The sequence below is a fragment of the Symmachiella macrocystis genome (assembly GCF_007860075.1).
GTDB classification, from domain to species: Bacteria; Planctomycetota; Planctomycetia; order Planctomycetales; family Planctomycetaceae; genus Symmachiella; species Symmachiella macrocystis.
In genome coordinates this window covers 1286082-1306413 of the sequence record NZ_SJPP01000001.1, presented here as the reverse complement: position 1 = coordinate 1306413, position 20332 = coordinate 1286082, and the positions used below count along the sequence as shown (strand labels likewise).

Genomic DNA, 20332 nt, shown 5'->3' with positions numbered 1-20332 from the left:
CTGTTTTTGAAATAGGGTACGGCGTGAGCGCCGAACACCGATGTCTTTGCGATCAACGTGCCGACCTTACACTGTATTATTACGGTGCCTGATAAACGCCAGCCAACGGTACGTTTTCGCGACGCACTTCCGAGATGATCCGCCAATTTTCGTCCGGAGTTACATCGAGATTTGCGCGACGATAATAAACGAGTAAATAGTCCTGCGCGCCCAGCGGAGCGCCCTGGTAGGGCTGCAATTGAATCTCGTGCTGCGCGAATAAAGGTTCCTGCGCCAGCATTTCGTCCAATTGAAATTGATGCAACACCGGAGCGACATAGAGCGTGCTCCCCTGGGGGATTTCTTCGACTGCTTGTTCGATGAGAGAGTGGGTGACGCTGTCGCTCCAATAGGTCCGTTCCAATCCCAATCGATCCGCCCCGCGCAGTCCGCCGACCGACAGGTTGTAATAACTCAACCAGCAGGGGGCGAGAAAAACGACGCCGTATGCCTGCAACAGCAGAAATCCGATAAGGCAGCCGTTGGATTTTCCGGCCGACATCCGCGTCCGCAGCCAATCGAGCGCAAGCTGCCCGCCTCGTCCAGCGAAAATTGCCCACAACGGATAGACGACCAGAAATAGACGCACGCCATCGTAAATCGGAGTCCCGGGCAGACTGAAGACCAACAACGGCAAGGCAATCGCGCCCAGCAACAACACTTCACGCGGAACCTTGGTGAAAGATTTTCGCAGTTCGGCCACGCCGATAAGACTCAACAGATGCACGCCGACCGGGACCGTGATCGCGAACATCACCAGCGGATACTGCCAAGGCGTCATACGGTCGGCGAATTGCCGGCCGAGATACCAATTGTGCAATTCGATCCGCTGGGTCGTGCGTCCCAGATACTTCATGAAATGATCGAACGGCGCCTCCCACAAATGGGGCCAACCGGCGTAAAACACAATCAGTCCCGCTATGCCCCAAACAGCGACCGGCACAATCGCGCGGTGTCGCCAACGCAGTAAGGCCCACAACGCGATCGGAATCGGAATGAAAATCGCCTGTACTTTTGAGAGCAATGCCAGTCCGAACAACGCACCGGTCCAACAGGCGACCCGTTTGCTCGGAGGGGTTTCGTGATCCCAAAAGTGAGCCACAGACAAAATCGCCGCCCCATATGTGAGATTCATCATCGATTCCAGCGAAGCGATGTGTGCGTGTCCAAACACACGGGGCATGACGAACAGTGAGATAGCGGCCACCCAACCAGCGGGCCGTCCGTACCAGCGCGTCGCTACGAAACCGATCAGACAGATCAGACCGGCAAACTCAACCGCCGAGGCGATACGGGCGCGGGCGAGATTATAAGGTGCGGCCGTATTTTCCGGTGCGACGATCCTTCGGCCCACTTGTTCCGAAAGACCGATTCCCCACCGCGCCAACGGCGGGTGGTCGTTGAGCGCGCTTTGAGCGACTTCAAGTTGACTCGCGGGGTGCAACATGGCCCATCCATAGGCCCCGGCCGCTTCGGTCAAAAAATATCCTTGCGCGGCGTTGAACGATTCATCGATCGTCACACCGGGACCGTATTTAACGGGACTGATCGTAGCCAACACGGCAATGAGCGCGACAAGACCCACGGCAACGGGGCCGGTCCAATCAGCAGCAAGGATTCGGCGCGAGCCGGAAAGCATGGGCGGAGGTTCGTCAATTAGTAGAATTGTGGAACAGTGGCGTGCGGATGGACCCAGTGGGCCGCAACCGCCTGCGTTTTTGACTGTAGCGTGTCCGCGTCCGGTTCACAATCGGGCGTTTGCCGCGTCGACAAAATCGCGGTTTTGAGATCGATTTGAGGGTTGTGTCTCGGCCTGTTCAGATGCTCTTGCCACAGGCGGCGATGTAATAGATAATCGCCCTGACGCCTCTCAAAACGCACCTTGGTTTTAAGACAAGATTCCATGTCCAGGTTCAGTAAAATACTGGAGACCGTCGGCATTCCGTTGGCGGTGATGGTCGTAACTTTAGCTGTTTTTTCCTGGATCGTTTTGCAAATCCGTGCACGGTATCGGGAAAGTGACGATCCTGCGGAGTCAACTCATGAAATGCTAACTCAATACAGAGAATTGCACGAGCGGGGTGAGCTATCGGAGGAAGAATTCCGATTGATCAAGAGTCGATTGGCAAACACACTGAACTCCAGCGGTCGACCGACACGCGATTCACACTAGCGGATCGCACCGGCGGATCGAACAAACTAAGATTTCGGGCATTGACCGGAATCTACAAAACGTTCCGGCGGCGGAAGAAAACGAAACTGCGTACAGGACTGTGGAAAGCCGGATTGGCATGCGAAGTGCATGTTTCCGATTGGAAATTCGTCGATGAGCAATGGATGGCTGCAATCGAGACAGTTTTTGATTGCATGAGTTGGAAACTCTGTCGACGTAATTGGCTTTGAGAACTGGTAACTACTGAGTCGTTTGAAGGAAAACCGATGCCATCCGGTAATGATGTAACTTCTGGGAGTCGCGGAGCGACCGGTAAAAAAAACGCAAATTGCTCATTCTGTCGCAAAAGTTATAGGGAGGTCGGCCCGCTCGTAGAAGGCCCGTCCGACGTCTATATCTGCGGCGAATGTATCGAATTGTGCCAATCCATATTGGAACAGGAACGCCGTCGCCGCGGATCATCCCCGAGCCTATTCACCAAGGTTCCCACTCCCCGTGAAATCGTGGAGCACCTGGAACAGTACGTGATTGGGCAAGATCGCGCCAAAAAGGTCTTGGCGGTCGCCGTACACAATCACTACAAACGGCTCATGATCAGCGCCGATGCCGACAACGACGTAGAAGTCGAAAAGTCGAACATCATGCTCATCGGTCCGACCGGCTGCGGGAAAACCCTGTTAGCCCGGACGTTGGCGCGAACTTTACAAGTTCCGTTCGCCATCGGCGACGCCACCACGTTGACCGAAGCTGGCTATGTTGGTGAAGACGTCGAGAACCTGTTATTGAAATTATTACACGCCGCCGACTTCGACATCGAAGCCGCCCAGCGTGGAATTTTATTCATCGACGAAATCGACAAAATTGGTAAGACAAGCCAAAACGTCTCGATCACCCGCGACGTCTCCGGCGAAGGGGTGCAACAGGCCCTGCTGAAAATGCTCGAAGGGACTGTGGCCAACGTTCCCCCTCAAGGAGGCCGCAAACACCCCGAACAGCAATATATTCAAATGGACACCACGAATATTCTGTTCATCTGCGGCGGGACGTTTGTCGGCTTGGAAGACATTATCGCCAAGCGACTGGGCAACAAGGTGATCGGCTTCGGGTCCAGCGGCAGCGGCGGAGGCAGCACTCGCAATGAAAACGAGAAAGGCGAGTTGCTCAGCCAGGTCTGCGTCGACGACATCTTGGAATTCGGATTGATTCCCGAATTGGTCGGACGTCTGCCGGTCGCCACCGCGTTGACGCCGCTCGACAAGGAGCATCTGGTACGCATCATGCAAGAACCACGCAATTCGCTGGTTCGGCAGTACCAAAAGTTCTTCGAGATGGAAAATGCCGAGTTGGAATTCACCCCCGAAGCCTTGCTGGAAATTGCCGGTATGGCCAAGGAAAAAGATACCGGTGCCCGCGGACTGCGGAGTATCGTCGAGCAAGTGATGTTCGATATTATGTACGAATTGCCCGAACGCACCGAGCACGGCAAGTACATCCTCAACGACCGCATGGTGCGGGGCGAAGAGCAAATGTTTTCACAAGACGACTCCGCCGCCGCCTAACGGTGGTAGCGCGGGTCGTCTGATCGGACAGCGGGGGCAAGGTCGTTCGAGCCAGTTTAAAAACCGGTTACGCTTGCTCCCGAACCCCATAAAGCCCGGCGACAATCTTGTCGATCCGGGCTTCTTGCTGCGCACACTCCACTGCCGAGCTGCCAGCTTGCCGCGCTTGGACTAGCTCCGCCAATTGCTGCTCTTGCTTTGTATCTCGTGGTGGTAAGGGGAACCGCCGTAGTACGTGCAAGTTGATCTCTAAATTCACGCCTCGCTGTTTGGCGTGTCGGGTGAACCAAGCAGCGGCGATTGATGAATTTAAGATGCCGGTCAATGCTGCCAGGCTCGGTGCTTCCGGCGTACGCGCTGAGATGAGATTCACCGAAAATCCAACATAGGCGGCACGGTTCGCCAATACGAACCGCGGCACTTGGCCCATTTGAATGCTCAAGACCGCCGGTTCGGCAAAGATCTCCTGCCGGCGCGGCCAATGCAAATGCCACCACGCATTCTGCCCCTGCCGCGTTTCCCGCCGTTGCTCCAGAACTTTGCGATACTTCTTCAAATGACGGCGAACGTTCGAAAACTCATCCAGCGTCGCCGCCGTATCGCGGGTTAAATACAACACCTGATGCGACGGCTGATCGGGCAGAGCGTAACGGTCCAGCGTCGCTGTTTCAAAATAGGGCCGCAAAAGTGCACGCTCGGCGGCGTTGAAATCCAATTGCGCGACTTCTTCATCGGACAACACAAACACACCGTCGCCGACGTTTGCGGCACCGTCTAATTTCTGAGCCAACCGTCGATTCACCCGCGGCGGATTTTCAGCCATGCCTTGCGCCGTGTCGTATGCCTCTCCCAAGAGCCGGCACCCCTCAAACAGATGCGCATGCGCCAGCGGCCGCGCCAACGTCAGGCCGCCCGACGTGTAGAGATCCTCCTGAGTCAGTTCATAGGTGTCGATCCCTACATCCAATTCATGACTGGAATCCGGAAATGGGCAGGCGCGATTCTCCAACGAAATCACGCGACAGGAACTGCGCGAGCACGCCTTGCGCAGACGCACAATCAAATGCCGGCCGGTGACGCCGTCGAAGATTTTGCGGGTTCCCAATAAGACGACTTCATCCACTGTCGTTTCTTGCCGCAGACGTTCAATCAATTTCTCCGCACCGCGTGAGGCGGTCCAGTAGCTGTTGACGATAAACGACAACGTCCCCCCCGGCCGCAGTAGGTCCAACCCGCGATGCAAGAAGTAGTACCACAAATCCATCCGCGGCTGCCGCCACAGCTCGCCCACCCGCGTCTGTGCAATCGTGTCGAATAACTCCTTCGCTGCCAGTTCACGGCGATAGGGAGGATTCCCCAACACCAGATCAAACCCACCCGCAGCGGCGATTTGCGGAAACGCATCACACCACGAAAACCCGTCGGTGACTTGCGCCGTTGCGGAAAAATCATCGCCAGTCAGCGTATTGCCGATTCGCAAGTTTGCCGCTAGGACGCGCTGAGTTTCAGCACGCAACTCCACCGTGCGCGACGCGATCCACGATTCTAAACGCTGCCGCGCTTGTTGGATCGCCGCGGGGTCCAGATCTACGCCGAAAATCCGCTCGCGAACGATCTTCAACCGCCCGGGTGCCGAGGACCGGCGCGCTGCTAAAATTTCTTCAGCGGCGCCAATCAAAAACATCCCGTCCCCACACGCGGGATCGAGAATCGTCCCCGTTTGCTCCGAGCCTCCCAGCAGGCAGCCTCGCGCCATAAAACGAACAACCGGCGAGGGCGTGTAAAAACTCCCCAATTGTCGCCGTCGCGCGGGCGTCAGTCGTATTTTCGTAGAAACGGTGTCATCCATGCTTCCGGCCAGTATATCACAACCCCCGCGTTGCCAGCGAACCCACTTGTGTCTACCATTGACGTAGCTATTTTTTAGGGAGCCGATGCGTTATGCCCGAGTTTGAATATAGCCGCTGGGACGGCACCCAACAATTCACGCCGCAGTCCGCTGATAACATTTTCGATCAGCTCAGCAATTATATGATGGACTACGGCGAGAACGTGCTCGATATGCTCGACCAACTCCAGGAGGACAATCCCGAAATCCTGGATTTGTTGCTCAAGCAAGGTTACATCGACCGCGACGAAGACGGAAAGTTCATGGTGACCGGCAAGGGAGTCAAGCGCGCCGAGACGCGGGCGCTGGAGGACCTGTTCGAAATCTCCCGCAAAGACAAACTGGGCAGCCACGAAACCGAGTATCGCGGTGCCGGGCAAACAGTGCACGAAGAGTCCAAGCCGTACGAATACGGCGACCCGGTGTCCAACCTCAACATGCACGAAACGCTCAAAAACGCCCTCTATCGTCAAGGGGGCGGCTCGCCGATTCATGTGGGCGAAGAGGACTTCGTGGTCCACGATACCGAATATCAAACCTCCTGCGCCACGGTCGTGTTGCTCGATATGTCGGGCAGCATGATGCGGTACGGAAAATTCGGCCAAGCCAAACGCGTGGCGATGGCGCTGCAATCACTTGTCCGAGGCAAATATCAGGGCGACTTTCTGCAGGTCGTTGGATTCTATACCTATGCAGCTTCCCTGTCCGAGCGGGAATTGCTCTACGCCGCACCCAAGCAAGTCAGTATCTTCGATTCGCGCGTCCGCCTGCGGATCGATTTGGACAATCCCCCCGCCTTCGTTCCGGAACATTTCACCAACATTCAAGCCGGTCTGCAATTCGCTCGCCGCATCCTCGGCCGCCAACCGGCGCAAAACAAACAGATCATCACCATCACCGACGGCGAACCGACCGCGCACATCGAGGGCCGCGAAATTGTGCTGGTCTACCCCCCCGCACAAAGCACCGCCCGACGCACCTTAGCCGAAGTCCGTCGCTGCGCCGACGAGGGAATCCACCTCTCCAGCTTTGCCCTGATCGAGGATTACTTCTATCTGGGCCTGGTCAACTTCGTCGAACAAATGGCCGAAGTCTCCCACGGCGTCAGCGCCTACTGCGACGCCAACGACCTCGGGAACATGGTCATCGACAGCTTCGTCGGCGGCCGCAAAAAACGCCGCGTCGTTGGATAAAGATTCCGCATCGGGGTGCCACTGGCGGCTCGTCCGCCAGTGCGGATTTACAAGACGGTTTCCATACCTGTGCGTACCTCGTTGAAGGTGGTTCTTCCAGGAATCAGTCGCCACCCCGATTACGCTTGCCAACCACCGACCCGTCCCGCAAAATAGAGAATGACAGTCATCCCGCCTCCCAGTCCCGCCCAGGAGTTCGATTTTGCGCGCTTTGTCGAAACATGACCGGGGCTTTCCGAGATTGTGGGGACTTGCGCTCAGCCTGCTGCTGTGCATTTTTGCGTGGGTAGCGATTGATGCCGGGGAACCGGCGGTAGAGAACGCGGATCTGGATGCGTATCGCATCGAACTGAGCGACGTTGATTACGAGCATTGGTCGTTTCTACCGATCACACTTCCCGCGCCGCCCGAAATGGACGACCCCTGGATTCACAATCCGATCGATGCGTTTGTGCTGCAAAAACTACACGACGCGGGACTCACTCCTTCACCCCCCGCTGACGACCGAACGTGGGTCCGCCGGGTCTATTTTGATCTGATCGGCTTGCCTCCCGCACCCGAAGAGGTGCAGGCCTTTCTTGATGATGCGGCTCCCGACAAACGCGAACGATTGGTTGACCGTTTGTTGGCCGATCCTGGTTACGGGATCCGTTGGGGCCGACGGTGGCTCGACCTGGTGCGGTATGCCGAAACCAACGGTTACGAGCGCGACGGCGACAAGCCCAATGCATGGCGGTATCGCGATTATGTGATCGACTCACTCAACGACGATAAGCCGTTCGACCGATTCCTCACCGAACAACTTGCCGGCGACGAGGTCCGCGACGTGAGTGCCGAGACGTTGATTGCCACCACGTTTTTGCGGCTGGGGACCTGGGACGATGAACCGGCCGATCCCAAGGTCGACCGTTACGACCAACTCGACGACGTGCTGGGGACGGTCAGTTCCACATTTTTAGGCATGTCCCTGCGTTGCGCGCGGTGTCACAATCACAAGTTCGAACCGATTTCGCAAATCGACTACGCCCGCATGTTAGCGATCTTCGAACCGCTCAAGCGGCCGCAGAAAAAACGGGCCGACCTCGACGTACTCGTCGGAACTCCCCAAGAACTCGCCGCATTCGCAGCAGCGGAGAGCCGTCATCAGGACGCGTTGGAAACTCTCCAGAACCAAATCTCTGACCTGGACCAGCATGTTCGCGCACGATTCTTCGCCGTAGGAAAAACTGATCTCGCCGCCGTTGCGCTGCAGGCTCACCAAACGGATTCCAAAAAACGAACGAGCCAACAGAAAAGACTCGTGGGCAAGACGCAACGACGATTGGACAAGGAAATCCGAGCGTCGCGCACACCGTATGAGCAACGACAACGCGACGCGTTTCGGGCAGCGATCAAAGCCATCGAAGCGGCTGCGCCTGCCGCGCCACCCCGCGGCTACATTTGGCAAGAAACGACCGATGCGATTCCGGTGACGCACGTGTTTCGTCGCGGCGACCCCACCACACCGGCCGGAGAAGTCCAACCCGGTTTCCCCGCGGTCCTCCGGGATGTGAACATCGAAATACCGGCCCCCGAGAAATCGCGATCAACGACGGGGCGACGTTTGGCGCTGGCCAAGTGGATGGTCTCTCCCCAAAACCCGTTGGTCGCCCGCGTGGCGGTAAATCGGGTTTGGCAAGGGCACTTCGGTGAGGGGTTGGCCCGCAACGAAAATGATTTCGGCATCATGGGCCTGCCGCCGTCGGATCCGGAATTGCTCGACTGGTTGGCGCAGACCTTTCGCGAAAACGGTTGGAGCCTCAAATCACTGCACCGGCTGATCGTGTTGAGCAATACCTATGCGCAATCCAGCACGGTCCGCGCCGCTGCGGCGGAGGCCGATCCGGAGAACGAATGGTTATGGCGGTTTCCGCTGCGGCGACTGGAGGCGGAACCGCTGCGTGATTCGGTCTTAGCGGTCAGCGGCCAACTGAACCTGAAAATGGGAGGGCCGAGCGTCTATCCCAAGATCGCCGAAGAAGTCCTTGCCGGCCAATCGCGGCCGGGACTGGGGTGGGGAAAATCAGACGAGTCCGAAGCTTCGCGACGCGCCATTTATATTTTTATGAAGCGGGCCATGTTGGTGCCGCTACTGGAATTGTTCGACCTAGCCGATACGACCGCCTCGTGTGAACAACGCTCCCGCTCCACAATTCCGACACAGGCGCTCACGTTGCTCAACAGCGAATTCCTAAATCGGCAAGCGGCCTATTTCGCCATGCGGCTGACCGGTGAGGACCGCGCAGCCCGCGTCCAGCAGGCGTATCAATGGGCCTTATCCCGCAACGCCGATGAAACAGAACTCGCCACCACTCTCGACTTTTTAGACCGTCAACAGAAATTAATCCTCATGGAATCTCCCAACATGACAGCCGCCGCAGCAGACAAACAAGCTTGGCAGGCGTTCTGTTTGGCGATCTATAATTTGAATGAATTCATTTATATTGATTGAGCGTTTCTTTCGTGGTCAAACCTTTCTGTAGTTACGGCCTGCTACGGCGTTAGGACTTTGATGTTTTCACAACAGGACAAATTGACCCCCTGCGGACGCACGCGACGGGAATTTCTGTGGCAGGCTGGTGGTGGGTTTGCCGGGACGGCGCTGGCAGGCATGTTGTCCGCTGACGGGTTTTTTGATACGCCCGCTATGGCCGGCGAAGGACCTGTTGCGTCTCCGTTGGCTGCCAAGCAGCCACATTTTACAGCGCGGGCAAAGTCAGTCATTTTCTTGTTTATGTATGGGGGGCCGAGCCAAGTCGACCTGTGGGATCCCAAGCCGGAACTCGTCAAACGTAGCGGCGAGGTGATGCCCAATCTCGATAATGATCCGTTATTCAAAGTCCGCAATCCCGGCAAACTGCTCGGCAGTACGCGAACCTTCACCCCGGCGGGGGAATCGGGTATCCCAGTTTCCGACCTGTTTCCACATGTAGCGAATTGCGTGGACGATATCGCTGTCATTCGTTCGATGTACGCCGACAGCTTTGCGCATGGCAGCGGTTTGTTGCAAATGAACACCGGCTTCGTTCGGCAAGGCAATCCCAGTTGCGGTTCGTGGATCAATTATGGACTGGGAACGTCGAACCAAAATCTGCCTGGTTATGTGGTGTTGCTCGACCATCGCGGGGGACCGATCACCGGGCCGCCGAATTGGAGTAGCGGCTATATGCCGGCGACCTACCAAGGAACGCAGTTCCGCACGACCGGCGCGCCGATTGTCGATTTGCGTTCCTCGATCGGACTTTCTCAGCAACGACAGCGCGACCAACTCGACTTAATCGGGATGTTGAATCAACGGCACCAGCAACAGCGTCCGGGGGAGTCGGATTTGCAATCGCGGATTGATTCCTACGAATTGGCGTTTCGCATGCAGCAACACGCCCCCGAAGCGGTCGACATGTCCGCTGAATCAGCAGCGACGCAGTCGCTGTACGGTTTGGATGAGAAACAGACAGAGAAATTCGGAAGACGCTGTTTGATGGCGCGGCGCTTGGTGGAGCGCGGTGTGCGGTTCGTACAGGTCTATTCCGGCGGAGGGCATTCCGAACAGACCTGGGACGCGCACAGCAACGTCAACAAGAACCATGAAGAGCACTGCCGCAACACCGATCGGCCGGTCGCCGGGTTATTGCAAGATCTGAAACGGCAAGGCTTGTTGGACGAAACGCTCGTCGTCTGGACGGGGGAGTTCGGCCGCACCCCCACGGCGCAAAACGGCAAAGGCCGCGATCATAGTCCCCGCGGCTTTAGTGCCTGGATGGCCGGTGGTGGAATCAAGGGGGGGCAAACGATCGGCGCTACGGACGAATTCGGTTTTGCCGCTGTGGAAAACAAAGTCCACGTTCACGACCTACACGCCACGATCCTGCATTTGTTGGGGCTGGATCACGAGTTGCTGACCTATTTCCACGGCGGCCGCGACATGCGTTTGACCGATGTCGAAGGCCGCGTCGTGCGCGAGCTATTGGCATAGCTTGACGCAGGCATGAGGACGCTCATCGCCCTCCCTCAGGCCTGTTCCCTCACACCTGTGCTCTACTTAAGGTGCAGCGTTGGCATCAGCATCCGTTGCCGGGGCATCCCCAGCTGCCGGGGCGGCTGCTTGTGCGTTGGCGGGAGCGAATTGTGGCATCAGCGGTTGTTCTTCCGGATTCTTGTGGAAGTGCGGCAAGTCCCGCGGCGTTTCCCGTAAACAGGCAATCGTGCCTGACGACGTGGCCACATAGATCCGGTCGGTGAAATCGTTAGTCAGATGGACTGTTGCCGGTCCCAGCGGAATTCCACCGACCTTGGCTCCCGTATCCCGGTTGAGTATGACGAGTCGGTTGAGGCGATCGACTGCGTAGACCATCCGTGGACTGAGCGACAACAGTTTTTCAATTCCCTCCACATACCAATGTTCGTCACCGGTTTTGGCAGAAAGACAATACAGCCCGCGGTGTTCCGGAACGAGGTAGACTTCGTTTTTGATAACGACAGGAGCCTGCTTGATCCGTTCACCGGAAAGGAATGGCGACCGCCAACCTTGGCTGCCGTTGTTGATATTCAGGGCGTATAGCTTGTAGTCTTCCGACGCCAGCAGCACGAGATCTTCGAAGACCGCCATCGGTGCGGTAATTTGGCTGTCCGATTCGAATTGAAACACGGTATCGCGGGTCAATGCATCTACGGAATACAAGATTCCGTTGGTGCTGGCGAATAGCACCGTGTGCGAATGTGGCAATGCGGGCACCACAATACGCTTGCTCGTATGGTACCGCCAATTGACCATGCCCGTCTTGATGTCGAAGGCATACATGCTGCCATCTAAGAAGCCCAAATAGATTTGTTCTTCGTTCGCGCGGGCGCTCGTGCTGGGTTGTGCCGGCAGATCAATCTGCTTGACAATTTTGCCCGATTCCTTATCCAGCATGAACAGCGTTGCCGCGCTCCACACGAAAACATGGGTATCATTCGAGGAGGCTGGCATTCCGGGAGCATCGACACTGCCAATTCGCGTGGCCCATTTCTTCCGCCCCGAATCCGCATCGAATGTCGAGAGGATTCCGTTTGAACTTTGAGCGTAAACGTTTTTATCGTCGTTGGTCAGGTGTCGTAATTTGTCGCGACGATAATTCATCACCGCCTGCGACCACCAAGCGCGTGTCAGTCCCTGCTGTTGCAAAATCCGCCGACGAATCAATCCCGATCCGACACGCGAACCGGATTGTGCCATTGCCGGCGATGTGCAAATCAAGATCCCCAGCAGGAGTAGGCTGACTTTCCTCAACTCCGACATGCGACTTCTCCCTGAGCGCCGACGATTTTTACCGGCGTCATTTCTTGGTCTTAGTGCTGAATGCACTTCATTTATACGTTCGTTTTTGTATTGCTTGACGAAATTTGTCTACGCGGTGGGCAACACAAGTGTAGCGTCATTAACGGTGAGAGCGGCGAAGTGTTCACGGCATTCATCCAACATGTCGGTCGAATACCGAAAAACCATAGCGGACCGAAGTCTTGATACCGTAAGACTACGTTAACTGTCCAATTCATCTATTCTAGCCATGCTGTCGTCGCCAAAGCCAGAGTTTCCTGTGAGAAAATAGCACACTGGCCGCAATTTCCCGGTTTGAAGTTTCGTAAGCCCAACAACCGAGCCATTTCGAACTCCCACAGTCAATTCCGTAGGTTTTTCGTAACCGCGTTAACCGGAAGTTGTCCTGATTTGCCTGCTAGAAAGGCCTTCAGGACCGGTGTCGCACTTGACGATTGTGTGGAAATTGCCAAACTTGTGGTTAAGCGGGGTCGTGCGTCGTGAATACAACGCTCCGGCCGCTGCACCGCGAAGTGGCAGGATGAGCCAAGGTTGTCCAGATCCGCGCGACAATTCATCCAACGCAAGGAATGCGTCCCTCGAGCACTCTTGTTGTGATGAGCGAGACCATGAAGCCTCGATATGGTTGGACCGGCTGGCTGAACGTCGTCATCGTCTTTTTGTCCTGTGCGGCCATAGCGCGCGCCGACGTGATTACGTTGAAGAATGGCGGAGAAATCCGCGGTTTGATTCAGAAGAACGCGCGCACGGCCAATTCCAAAAGTCCTGACGTCATCGTCAAAACCCTCGGCGGATCGTTGGTGACTGTCGCCAAGTCGGAGATCGAATCAATCCAGCGGCGGCGGCTGATTCTAGAAGAATACGAAACCCAGCGGCGCAAGACGCCCGACACGGTCGATGGACATTGGGAACTCGCCCGGTGGTGTCGTAACCAGCGGCTGACTAGACAGCGTCGCACACATTTGAAGCGGATCGTAGAATTGAATCCGCAAGATGAACACGCGCGCCGCAGTCTGGGCCATCAGAAGTACGACGGCGAATGGATGTCCCGCGAAGAGTACATGAAATCGCAAGGACAAGTTTTGTATCGCGGACGCTACGTCTTTCCCCAGGAACTGGAGCAAATCAAGCAGGACCAACTGGCGAAAGACGGGGAACGCAAGTGGCATAAAAAAGTCAAACTGTGGCACGCTTGGATCACCAGTGACCGGACCGAGCAGCAAAAACAGGCGTTTCAGGAATTGTCAGCAATCACGGATTCGTTGGCGATCCCTGCATTGTCGAAACGGTTTCGCGATGAGTCGCGCCCAGCGCTCCGCGAACTATACATCAGCATTCTGGGACGCATGCAGAGTGCTGAGTCCTTGCAAGCGCTCTTGTATCAGGCCATTTTTGATAGCCAGCCCAATCTCCGTGAAGTTGCGGTCGCTGCGATTCCTGAAACTCAAATCAATGCAGCGATTACAGCGCTGGTTCGCGGACTCAAGAGTGAACTCAATCTGGTCGTTGGCCGTTCGGCAACTGCCTTGGCTTTGCTGGGCAACGATCAAGTTGTCCCGCAGTTGATCGATGCTTTAGTGACGACGCACCGTTATCGCGTGGTCGTGCCGGACAACGGTGCCAATACCATTGGTTTTGCCGCAAACGGCGGGCAGGCGCCGCTCACGTCCGGTCTTCCCCCCGATGTGGAATTACAGATGATGACCGGCCAACTCCCCTACGGTGCCGTGGTGATCCCACCCAACGATCCTGGAGCACAAATGCGCCAGAAAACGCAAATAGTCAAACGGACGCAAAGGAACGGAGCTGTGCTTGAGGCGCTGAAGAGTTTGACGGATGAAGATTTTTCCTACAACCGTCCGAAGTGGCGCTTGTGGTGGGCGGAAAAAAACAATAACGTGGGCAAGCCGTAGCCTGGGTTGGCGTTTTTACAGCCCATTGAGAATGGGTGCCACCGGCGGCTTGTCCGCCAGTGCAAAGCAAGTTCCCGGTAAAACACTGGCCGACGGGCAGGACAGTCATGGAAGTCGTAGGCGACGAGGCTTTAAAACGCATACTGCTTCAGCAATTGCGCGGACTGCAACGCGCGGGTGTCACGGGACTGCCCCCTACTTCGGCCACCGCCGTTCCGGCGGAATCGATCCCACAAGCACCGCCCACGCCAAAGCCCACACCGACTATGCCACGACGTACCGCTTCGCCGAAAAAGGGCGATCAAAAAGAACAACTCGCCACACTCTGTAGCACGGTCGCCAGTTGCACGCGCTGCCAGGAGTTGGCCGAGACTCGCAATCAAACCGTGTTTGGCGTCGGCAATCCCAATGCCCGGGTGTTGTTCATCGGCGAGGCTCCCGGAGCGGACGAGGACGAACAAGGTATCCCCTTTGTCGGCCGTGCCGGGCAGTTGATGGACAAGATCATCGAAGCCACGCAGTTAAAGCGGGAAGATGTCTATATATGCAACATCCTCAAATGCCGACCGCCGGGAAATCGAAATCCCTCGCCGGTGGAGGCCGGTAACTGCCGCGAATACCTTGACGGGCAACTGGCCATCGTCAATCCGGAATATATTGTTTGCTGGGGCGCCGTTGCTGCCCAAAATTTGTTGGGAAGCGATGTGGCGATTGGAAAGTTGCGAGGCACCTTTCACGAACATGGAGACGCTAAGGTGCTGTGCACCTATCATCCTTCCTACCTCTTGCGCAACCCGCCCATGAAGAAGGAAGTGTGGAAAGATATGCAGATGTTGATGGCTGAACTGGGGTTAGAAGCGAACTGATGGTTGGCGGTTTGGCAAATCGATGCGCGTCGATTTTTCCAAAGTTTCACCCCCCGTGATCCACCTCTGCCCGTTGGCCAATCCCACCCGTTTCGGCAAACCTCAACGCTTCGATAAAAGGAATGCGGCGGTCACCTAGCGGTTTTCTTGAAATTGCTCAAGAGGCCACTTATTGCTTGACCGTCCTTCCCTGGCTATGGGATGATAGTAGGCATGTTACACATCAATCAACAAAAACTGCCGCGGACTGTTCTGAGCTACTTGTCCTTTCGTATGTCAGGAGTGGCGACGCTGCAATTCATTGAATTGTCGCGACAACTCCCCGACATCGATCTGGAGAGTCAAGGCTTTTTGACGGAGGTTCCCTTCCTTCGTGAAGTCCCGCCGCACGTGCAAATCGAACTCTTGGCCGAAACCTGGAGCAAACATGTCGCCGAAAAACCGTACGAAGCTTCGCTGCTCGACGAAAGCGTGATCTACGCCGCCTGCGAGACGGCGTCCTACATCGTGCAAAACAATCCCGAATTGGTCCCCTCGCTGCTCAGCGGCGGCCCGTTGGAAGCACAAATCGATGTGGGCCAGGAATTGGCCGAGTCGTTACAAAAACTGCATCTGAATCTCGCCAACGAAGGCGATTTTCTACTGATCAGCCAATTCATGGACATGCCTCCCGAAGAGTGCCAGGAATGGAAACAGCGCTACGGCCTAGAAGACGCAGACATCGAACCGATGTTCGACGCCTTAGCACGCTGGAACATCTCCCCCTCCGTCGAGCAAAACCTGAGCGGTCTATTCAGCCCCAACGAAATCCGCAGAATGCTCCCACTGTTAGGCGTGCGGGCGCATGACCCAGCGGAGTCGTAGCACGGCGGGCTTGTTTAGGTTTCCATTTCGCCGAGCGCTACGGATTACGAAATGATGCCCGATTCTCCCAAGCGGTTTTGGACGTTGAGAAAACGGCTGTGTTTCGTATTTGGTCTGATACTATTCGCGCCACTAGCTGTGGCGGGATACGTGTGGTTTACGGCGAATTTGGAGTTGGCAGCGCAATTGGCGGAATTGCGGGCGCAGGGAATGCCAACGACCGTCACTGAACTCACCGAGTTCTATACTGTGCCCAACGGCGTCAACGATACCACTGACTTGTGGATCGAAGCTATTGAAAGTGTTCAAGCGGCTGGGGTATACGAACGCGGTGAAAATTTGCCGTTCGTTGGGGATGGTGATTTGACAGTCCCGCCTCCGGGGCAACCCTGGCCGGAATTAGACGCCTCACGCGCGTTAATTGAAGAATTGGTTGTCGAATTTTCGGCGATTCGCCAAGCTGCGGCTGCCGGTGGCCAAGTTCGATTTCCCATCGACTTCACCCAGGGATTGGGTATGGACCTGCCGCAAACCGTTTATGCTTCAGAAGTCGAGGAACTGCTCCAACTCTCTGCTCACGTTAACGCCCACATGGGTGATGATTCGGCTGCTCTGGAAGACATCAAGACGCTCTTCAAACTCTCAGACGCACTGCGCGGTGAGCCCGTACTGATTTCGAATGGAGTGCGGAACACGATTCACAATCGCGGGTGCGAAACAATTGAGAATTTGTTGCCCTATTGTGAGTGGAGCGATGTGGACTTGGCATCCCTCCAATGGGCGGTCCAGTCCGCCAGATTCAAAGACGAGTTAGCAAGGGGTGTGGCCGGTGAACGGGTAGTTCTACTGGACGCCATTGCCGAGACGTCTGTCGGGCCTTGGCGGACCACAAACCTACTAGAAGGGCTACGTCTATTAGATCTATTCGCCGACCAGCTGCCCAATTCTTGGCCAAATCTCTTGACGAGTCTACTCGTTTTGGATGCGGAATTCGATACCTATACGGAAAGTCCAAGCGTCGGCGTCGCTCGGATTTTAGTAGCACTAGATTCCAGCGGAGTGAAATTGGCCGCCAACTCCGGTGCCAGCAGCACAGCCCGACAACGATGTACCATCACGGCTCTCGCGTTGCAGCGACATCGCCTAAAATATGGCCAACTGCCTGATTCACTAGACCAGATGGACCCGCAATTATTGGGACCAGCGACGCAAATGGCCGACGCACTCATCGATCCTTTTGACGGCCAACCCTTGCGCTATCAGGTTCAAGAGTCGCAGGTCATCATCTATTCGGTCGGCATCAACGGCGTCGATGATGGAGGAGATCTGCAAACAGACGCAAACGGAGACCTGATGGATATCGGGTTTACGGTCAAGAAATAGACCAATTTTACGACGATTCAGTCTGCCCATCCGTACTACGGTCGCCCATAGCACGCCCTCGGAGAATTTCAACATTTCTGTGAACCGCTAACGTGAAATCGTCGTTCCCAAACCATCCTGATCGATACGGTTTGGTTTCAGCCTACGTACAGAACGACCAGCCGACTCTCCCTCCGCGAGGAAAATCCCTTGGACGCACCGCCCAAACGCTCGTCCTGGTCCGTCGGCAAGATGCTGTTGTTTGCCGTCGGTGCTCTGCTGATTGGCACCCTGGCGATTCTTGGCGTTAGTTGGTATTCAGCGCACGCGGCGTTGGAAGAAAAATTGGCGGCACTGCGGGCTGAGGGCTTGCCGACCAACGCTGCGGAATTGGCGGACTTTTATAAAGTTCGCGATGATGTTCCGGATACGACCGACGTCTGGGTGGATATCTTAGACAAGCTCCCCACGCCATATTCGGCGTTGTCGGAACCGATGAAGCAGATTCCAATCATCGGTCAGGGGGCGATGCCCATTCCACCCCCCGGAACCGAATGGGCGCAGCTTGAAGCCGTCGAAGAATTTCTCGTCCAATACGAGTCGCAGCTCCAGGCCGCGCGCGGAGAGGCCGGTTCCAACGGCCAAGTCCGGTTTCCGATCGATTTTTCCACGAACCCTTACATGCTGGACCTCAACTCCAGTGAACAGCGCCAAGTGGCGCGGCTTTTACAGCTTGACGCGCATGTTGCTGCCCATTGCGGTGATGACACACGAGCGCTGCTCGACATACGCGCCATTTTTGCCCAATCCGACGCGCTGCGCGGCGAACCAATTTTAATTTCGCAGTTGGTGCGTTTCGCGATTCGCTCACTCGGCTGCGGGGTCACCGGCGAACTCATGCCATACTGCGATTGGAGCGACGACGATTTAGCGGCACTGCAAGCATCGATTCGGATAGCACATCCCGATGAAGAGATGGCCCGCGCCATGGACGGTGAACGAGCCTTTAGTTTGATGGGCCTCGATCTAATGACATGGGGTCCGCTTCGTGTGCGAAACAAACTCACCGCAATCGAGTATTTTGAACATGTATTGAAAGCTTTTGAGGGAACCCCAGCCGATTCGTTGATCATCGCGGACGAGATCGACCAGCGGATAAGTGAAATCGAAGAAAACGACAGTCTGCTCGGTCTCGACCGGCCCTTTCTACTGATCGCGCCGCCATTTGCTGAGGTCATCAAAGCGGCGGTTAGAAGCATCGCACGGCAGCGCTGCTATAATGCTGGAATTGCAGCGCAACGCTACCGGGTCCAACGCGGGCAATTTCCCAAAGCGTTGTCTGATTTGAACCAGGAGTTCCTGGGGCCTGTCGGGGAATCGGCAACCTCACTCATCGATCCGTTTGACGGCAAGCCGTTGCGCTACCGCCAAGACGACAAGCGAATCATCATCTATAGCATCGCCGACGATGCAGTCGATGACAGTGGAGATCGTGCGGGAAACACGGACGGCCTAAGCTTGCAGGACATTGGAATTGTGCTGCCGAAATAATCTTTCGCAGTAAGGAGAGTCCAATATCACGCCAACGGCACATCCTCGCGATTTTTCAACGATTCGCTAAACCGCAGTAGACAAATGCTCGTTCCTAGGCCATCCCTATAGTTACGGATCGGTTTCACTCCACGTAACCACAACGAGCCCGCTGTCCCTGCGCGAGGAATGCCCATTGGAAGCACCGCCCCCCAAGTCGTCCTGGACCCCCGCAAAGTTGCTGATTTTCGTGGCCGGCGTGCTGTTGATCGGCACTTTCGCAATTATTGGGTTCTTGTGGTATTCCAGCCACGCTCGCTTGAAAGCAGACCTCGCGGATTTGCGGGCGGCGGGTTCGCCGACCAACGCCGCTGAGTTGGCCGATTTTTATAAGGTTCCCGTCGGCGTTTCCGATACAACCGGCGTCTGGGTAGAAGTCATTGATCACGTCACCGCCACGAGTCAGGACCAGATGGACATCATGATGGAACTGCCGGTCGTCGGGGAGGGGCCAACGCCGATTCCGCCCCCTGGAACCGAGTGGGCGCAGCTGGACGCGGTTGAAGAATTGCTCGCCAAATTTGAACCCGAATTGCAAGCCGCCCGCGCCGAGGTTGGTATCAATGGCCAAGTGCGGTTTCCCATCGATTTTTCCCAGGGGATCAGAACGCTTCTGCCGTACACTCAAGAAACCCGCCAAGTCGCACGTCTGCTGCTTCTTGATGCGCAAGTCGCTGCACATCGTGGCGACGATGCTCGCGCACTGCAGGATCTGCGGGCGATCTTTGCACTATCCGACACGCTGCGCGGCGAACCGGTGTTAATTTCTCAATTGGTGCGGGGCGCAATTCATGCGATCGGCTGTGAGGCCATAACCGAATTAATGCCGCATTGCGATTGGAGCGACGACGATTTAGCAGCGTTGCAATCGTCCGTGCGTGCGGCAAACTTTCGAGAAGAAGTGGCCCGTGCCATGCACGGTGAGCGGGCGCTTTACTTGACCGAACTCAATCGCATGAGACTCGGTCCGTTGCGCGTACGAAATATGCATACAGCGATTGAGCTGTTTAAATATTCTGACGAAGTGTTCGACGGATCTTGGACTGAAATGTTTCAAAAAGGAGACGAATTTAAAAAGAAGCTGAGAGAACGAAGAAACGGCACTTCTCTTTTGTTGCCTCTCGATACCGCAGCCTTGCAGTTAGTACCGGCCATTGAATCCGCCATTCAGTACACAGCATCACTCACGGCGCGGCAGCGTTTCGTAAATGCAGGAATTGCTGCGAGCAGATATCGCTTGCAACAGGAGCAATTTCCCGACTCACTCTCCGACTTGAACGAAGAATTGCTGGGAGCACCGTTGCAGTCTTCGGAAGAACTCATTGATCCCTTCGACGAGAATCCACTGCGCTACCGCCAAGAAGAGACGCAGATCATCATCTATAGCGTCGGTTCGGACGGCATCGACAATGGTGGAGATTGTGTGTCCAAAGCAGGCACGCCCAATCCGTTAGATCTTGGCATCGTGCTGCCGAAATAGCGATTCGATGCATGATCGTCGAGACCATAGTTTTTGATAAAACTACGAA

At 55.9% G+C, this 20332-nt stretch carries 13 protein-coding genes; 10 read left to right on the top strand and 3 right to left on the bottom strand.

The window, feature by feature from the left end; genetic code table 11:
- Positions 1-79 precede the first annotated feature (79 nt).
- Complete coding sequence (locus CA54_RS05015; RefSeq protein WP_146369744.1) at positions 80-1678, bottom strand: ArnT family glycosyltransferase; 1599 nt, start codon at positions 1676-1678, stop codon at positions 80-82.
- An 800-nt stretch (positions 1679-2478) separates the two neighbouring features.
- On the opposite strand from CA54_RS05015, the gene clpX reads away from it, so the two are divergent.
- Positions 2479-3771 (top strand): ATP-dependent Clp protease ATP-binding subunit ClpX, encoded by a 1293-nt coding sequence (gene clpX / locus CA54_RS05010; protein WP_146369743.1) that lies wholly within the window; start codon positions 2479-2481, stop codon positions 3769-3771.
- A 67-nt stretch (positions 3772-3838) separates the two neighbouring features.
- On the opposite strand, the gene CA54_RS05005 is transcribed toward clpX, so the two are convergent.
- Positions 3839-5620 (bottom strand): Eco57I restriction-modification methylase domain-containing protein, encoded by a 1782-nt coding sequence (locus CA54_RS05005; protein WP_146369742.1) that lies wholly within the window; start codon positions 5618-5620, stop codon positions 3839-3841.
- A 92-nt stretch (positions 5621-5712) separates the two neighbouring features.
- Here CA54_RS05005 and CA54_RS05000 point away from each other — a divergent pair, with 92 nt between their 5' ends.
- From CA54_RS05000 to CA54_RS04990, 3 genes are all read left to right on the top strand, one after another.
- Positions 5713-6852, top strand: coding sequence for a VWA domain-containing protein (locus CA54_RS05000; protein WP_146369741.1), 1140 nt, complete (start codon positions 5713-5715; stop codon positions 6850-6852).
- Between the two features lie 202 nt (positions 6853-7054).
- A complete protein-coding gene (locus tag CA54_RS04995; protein WP_146369740.1) occupies positions 7055-9343 on the top strand; it encodes a DUF1549 and DUF1553 domain-containing protein in 2289 nt (762 codons plus the stop codon).
- 60 nt (positions 9344-9403) lie between these two features.
- The gene (locus tag CA54_RS04990) at positions 9404-10864 is read left to right on the top strand and encodes a DUF1501 domain-containing protein (RefSeq protein WP_146369739.1); all 1461 of its coding nucleotides are present in this window, start codon (positions 9404-9406) and stop codon (positions 10862-10864) included.
- 66 nt (positions 10865-10930) lie between these two features.
- On the opposite strand, the gene CA54_RS04985 is transcribed toward CA54_RS04990, so the two are convergent.
- Complete coding sequence (locus CA54_RS04985; protein WP_146369738.1) at positions 10931-12169, bottom strand: PQQ-binding-like beta-propeller repeat protein; 1239 nt, start codon at positions 12167-12169, stop codon at positions 10931-10933.
- 647 nt (positions 12170-12816) lie between these two features.
- On the opposite strand from CA54_RS04985, the gene CA54_RS04980 reads away from it, so the two are divergent.
- The 6 genes from CA54_RS04980 (at position 12817) to CA54_RS04955 (ending at position 20283) form a co-directional block, all read left to right on the top strand.
- Positions 12817-14121: a HEAT repeat domain-containing protein gene (locus tag CA54_RS04980; RefSeq protein WP_146369737.1), complete on the top strand. Its 1305-nt coding sequence runs from the start codon at positions 12817-12819 to the stop codon at positions 14119-14121.
- A 107-nt stretch (positions 14122-14228) separates the two neighbouring features.
- On the top strand, positions 14229-14987 hold the full coding sequence (locus tag CA54_RS04975) for a uracil-DNA glycosylase (RefSeq protein ID WP_146369736.1): 759 nt from the start codon (positions 14229-14231) through the stop codon (positions 14985-14987).
- Between the two features lie 213 nt (positions 14988-15200).
- Positions 15201-15851, top strand: a complete 651-nt coding sequence (locus CA54_RS04970) for a hypothetical protein (RefSeq protein WP_146369735.1) — start codon at positions 15201-15203, stop codon at positions 15849-15851.
- 51 nt (positions 15852-15902) lie between these two features.
- Entirely contained in the window at positions 15903-17234 is a 1332-nt protein-coding gene (locus CA54_RS04965) for a hypothetical protein (RefSeq protein WP_146369734.1), read from the top strand.
- 189 nt (positions 17235-17423) lie between these two features.
- Positions 17424-18764, top strand: a complete 1341-nt coding sequence (locus CA54_RS04960; RefSeq protein WP_146369733.1) for a hypothetical protein — start codon at positions 17424-17426, stop codon at positions 18762-18764.
- Positions 18765-18939: 175 nt separating this feature from the next.
- Positions 18940-20283 (top strand): hypothetical protein, encoded by a 1344-nt coding sequence (locus CA54_RS04955; RefSeq protein ID WP_146369732.1) that lies wholly within the window; start codon positions 18940-18942, stop codon positions 20281-20283.
- Positions 20284-20332 lie beyond the last annotated feature (49 nt).

What these genes read in the sequence shown, in the direction of transcription:
- CA54_RS05015 (WP_146369744.1), bottom strand. Translation starts at nt 1,678, where the DNA reads ATGCTTTCCGGCTCGCGCCGAATCCTTGCTGCTGATTGGACCGGCCCC.
- clpX (WP_146369743.1), top strand. Translation starts at nt 2,479, where the DNA reads ATGCCATCCGGTAATGATGTAACTTCTGGGAGTCGCGGAGCGACCGGT.
- CA54_RS05005 (WP_146369742.1), bottom strand. Translation starts at nt 5,620, where the DNA reads ATGGATGACACCGTTTCTACGAAAATACGACTGACGCCCGCGCGACGG.
- CA54_RS05000 (WP_146369741.1), top strand. Translation starts at nt 5,713, where the DNA reads ATGCCCGAGTTTGAATATAGCCGCTGGGACGGCACCCAACAATTCACG.
- CA54_RS04990 (WP_146369739.1), top strand. Translation starts at nt 9,404, where the DNA reads ATGTTTTCACAACAGGACAAATTGACCCCCTGCGGACGCACGCGACGG.
- CA54_RS04985 (WP_146369738.1), bottom strand. Translation starts at nt 12,169, where the DNA reads ATGTCGGAGTTGAGGAAAGTCAGCCTACTCCTGCTGGGGATCTTGATT.
- CA54_RS04980 (WP_146369737.1), top strand. Translation starts at nt 12,817, where the DNA reads ATGAAGCCTCGATATGGTTGGACCGGCTGGCTGAACGTCGTCATCGTC.
- CA54_RS04975 (WP_146369736.1), top strand. Translation starts at nt 14,229, where the DNA reads ATGGAAGTCGTAGGCGACGAGGCTTTAAAACGCATACTGCTTCAGCAA.
- CA54_RS04970 (WP_146369735.1), top strand. Translation starts at nt 15,201, where the DNA reads ATGTTACACATCAATCAACAAAAACTGCCGCGGACTGTTCTGAGCTAC.
- CA54_RS04965 (WP_146369734.1), top strand. Translation starts at nt 15,903, where the DNA reads ATGATGCCCGATTCTCCCAAGCGGTTTTGGACGTTGAGAAAACGGCTG.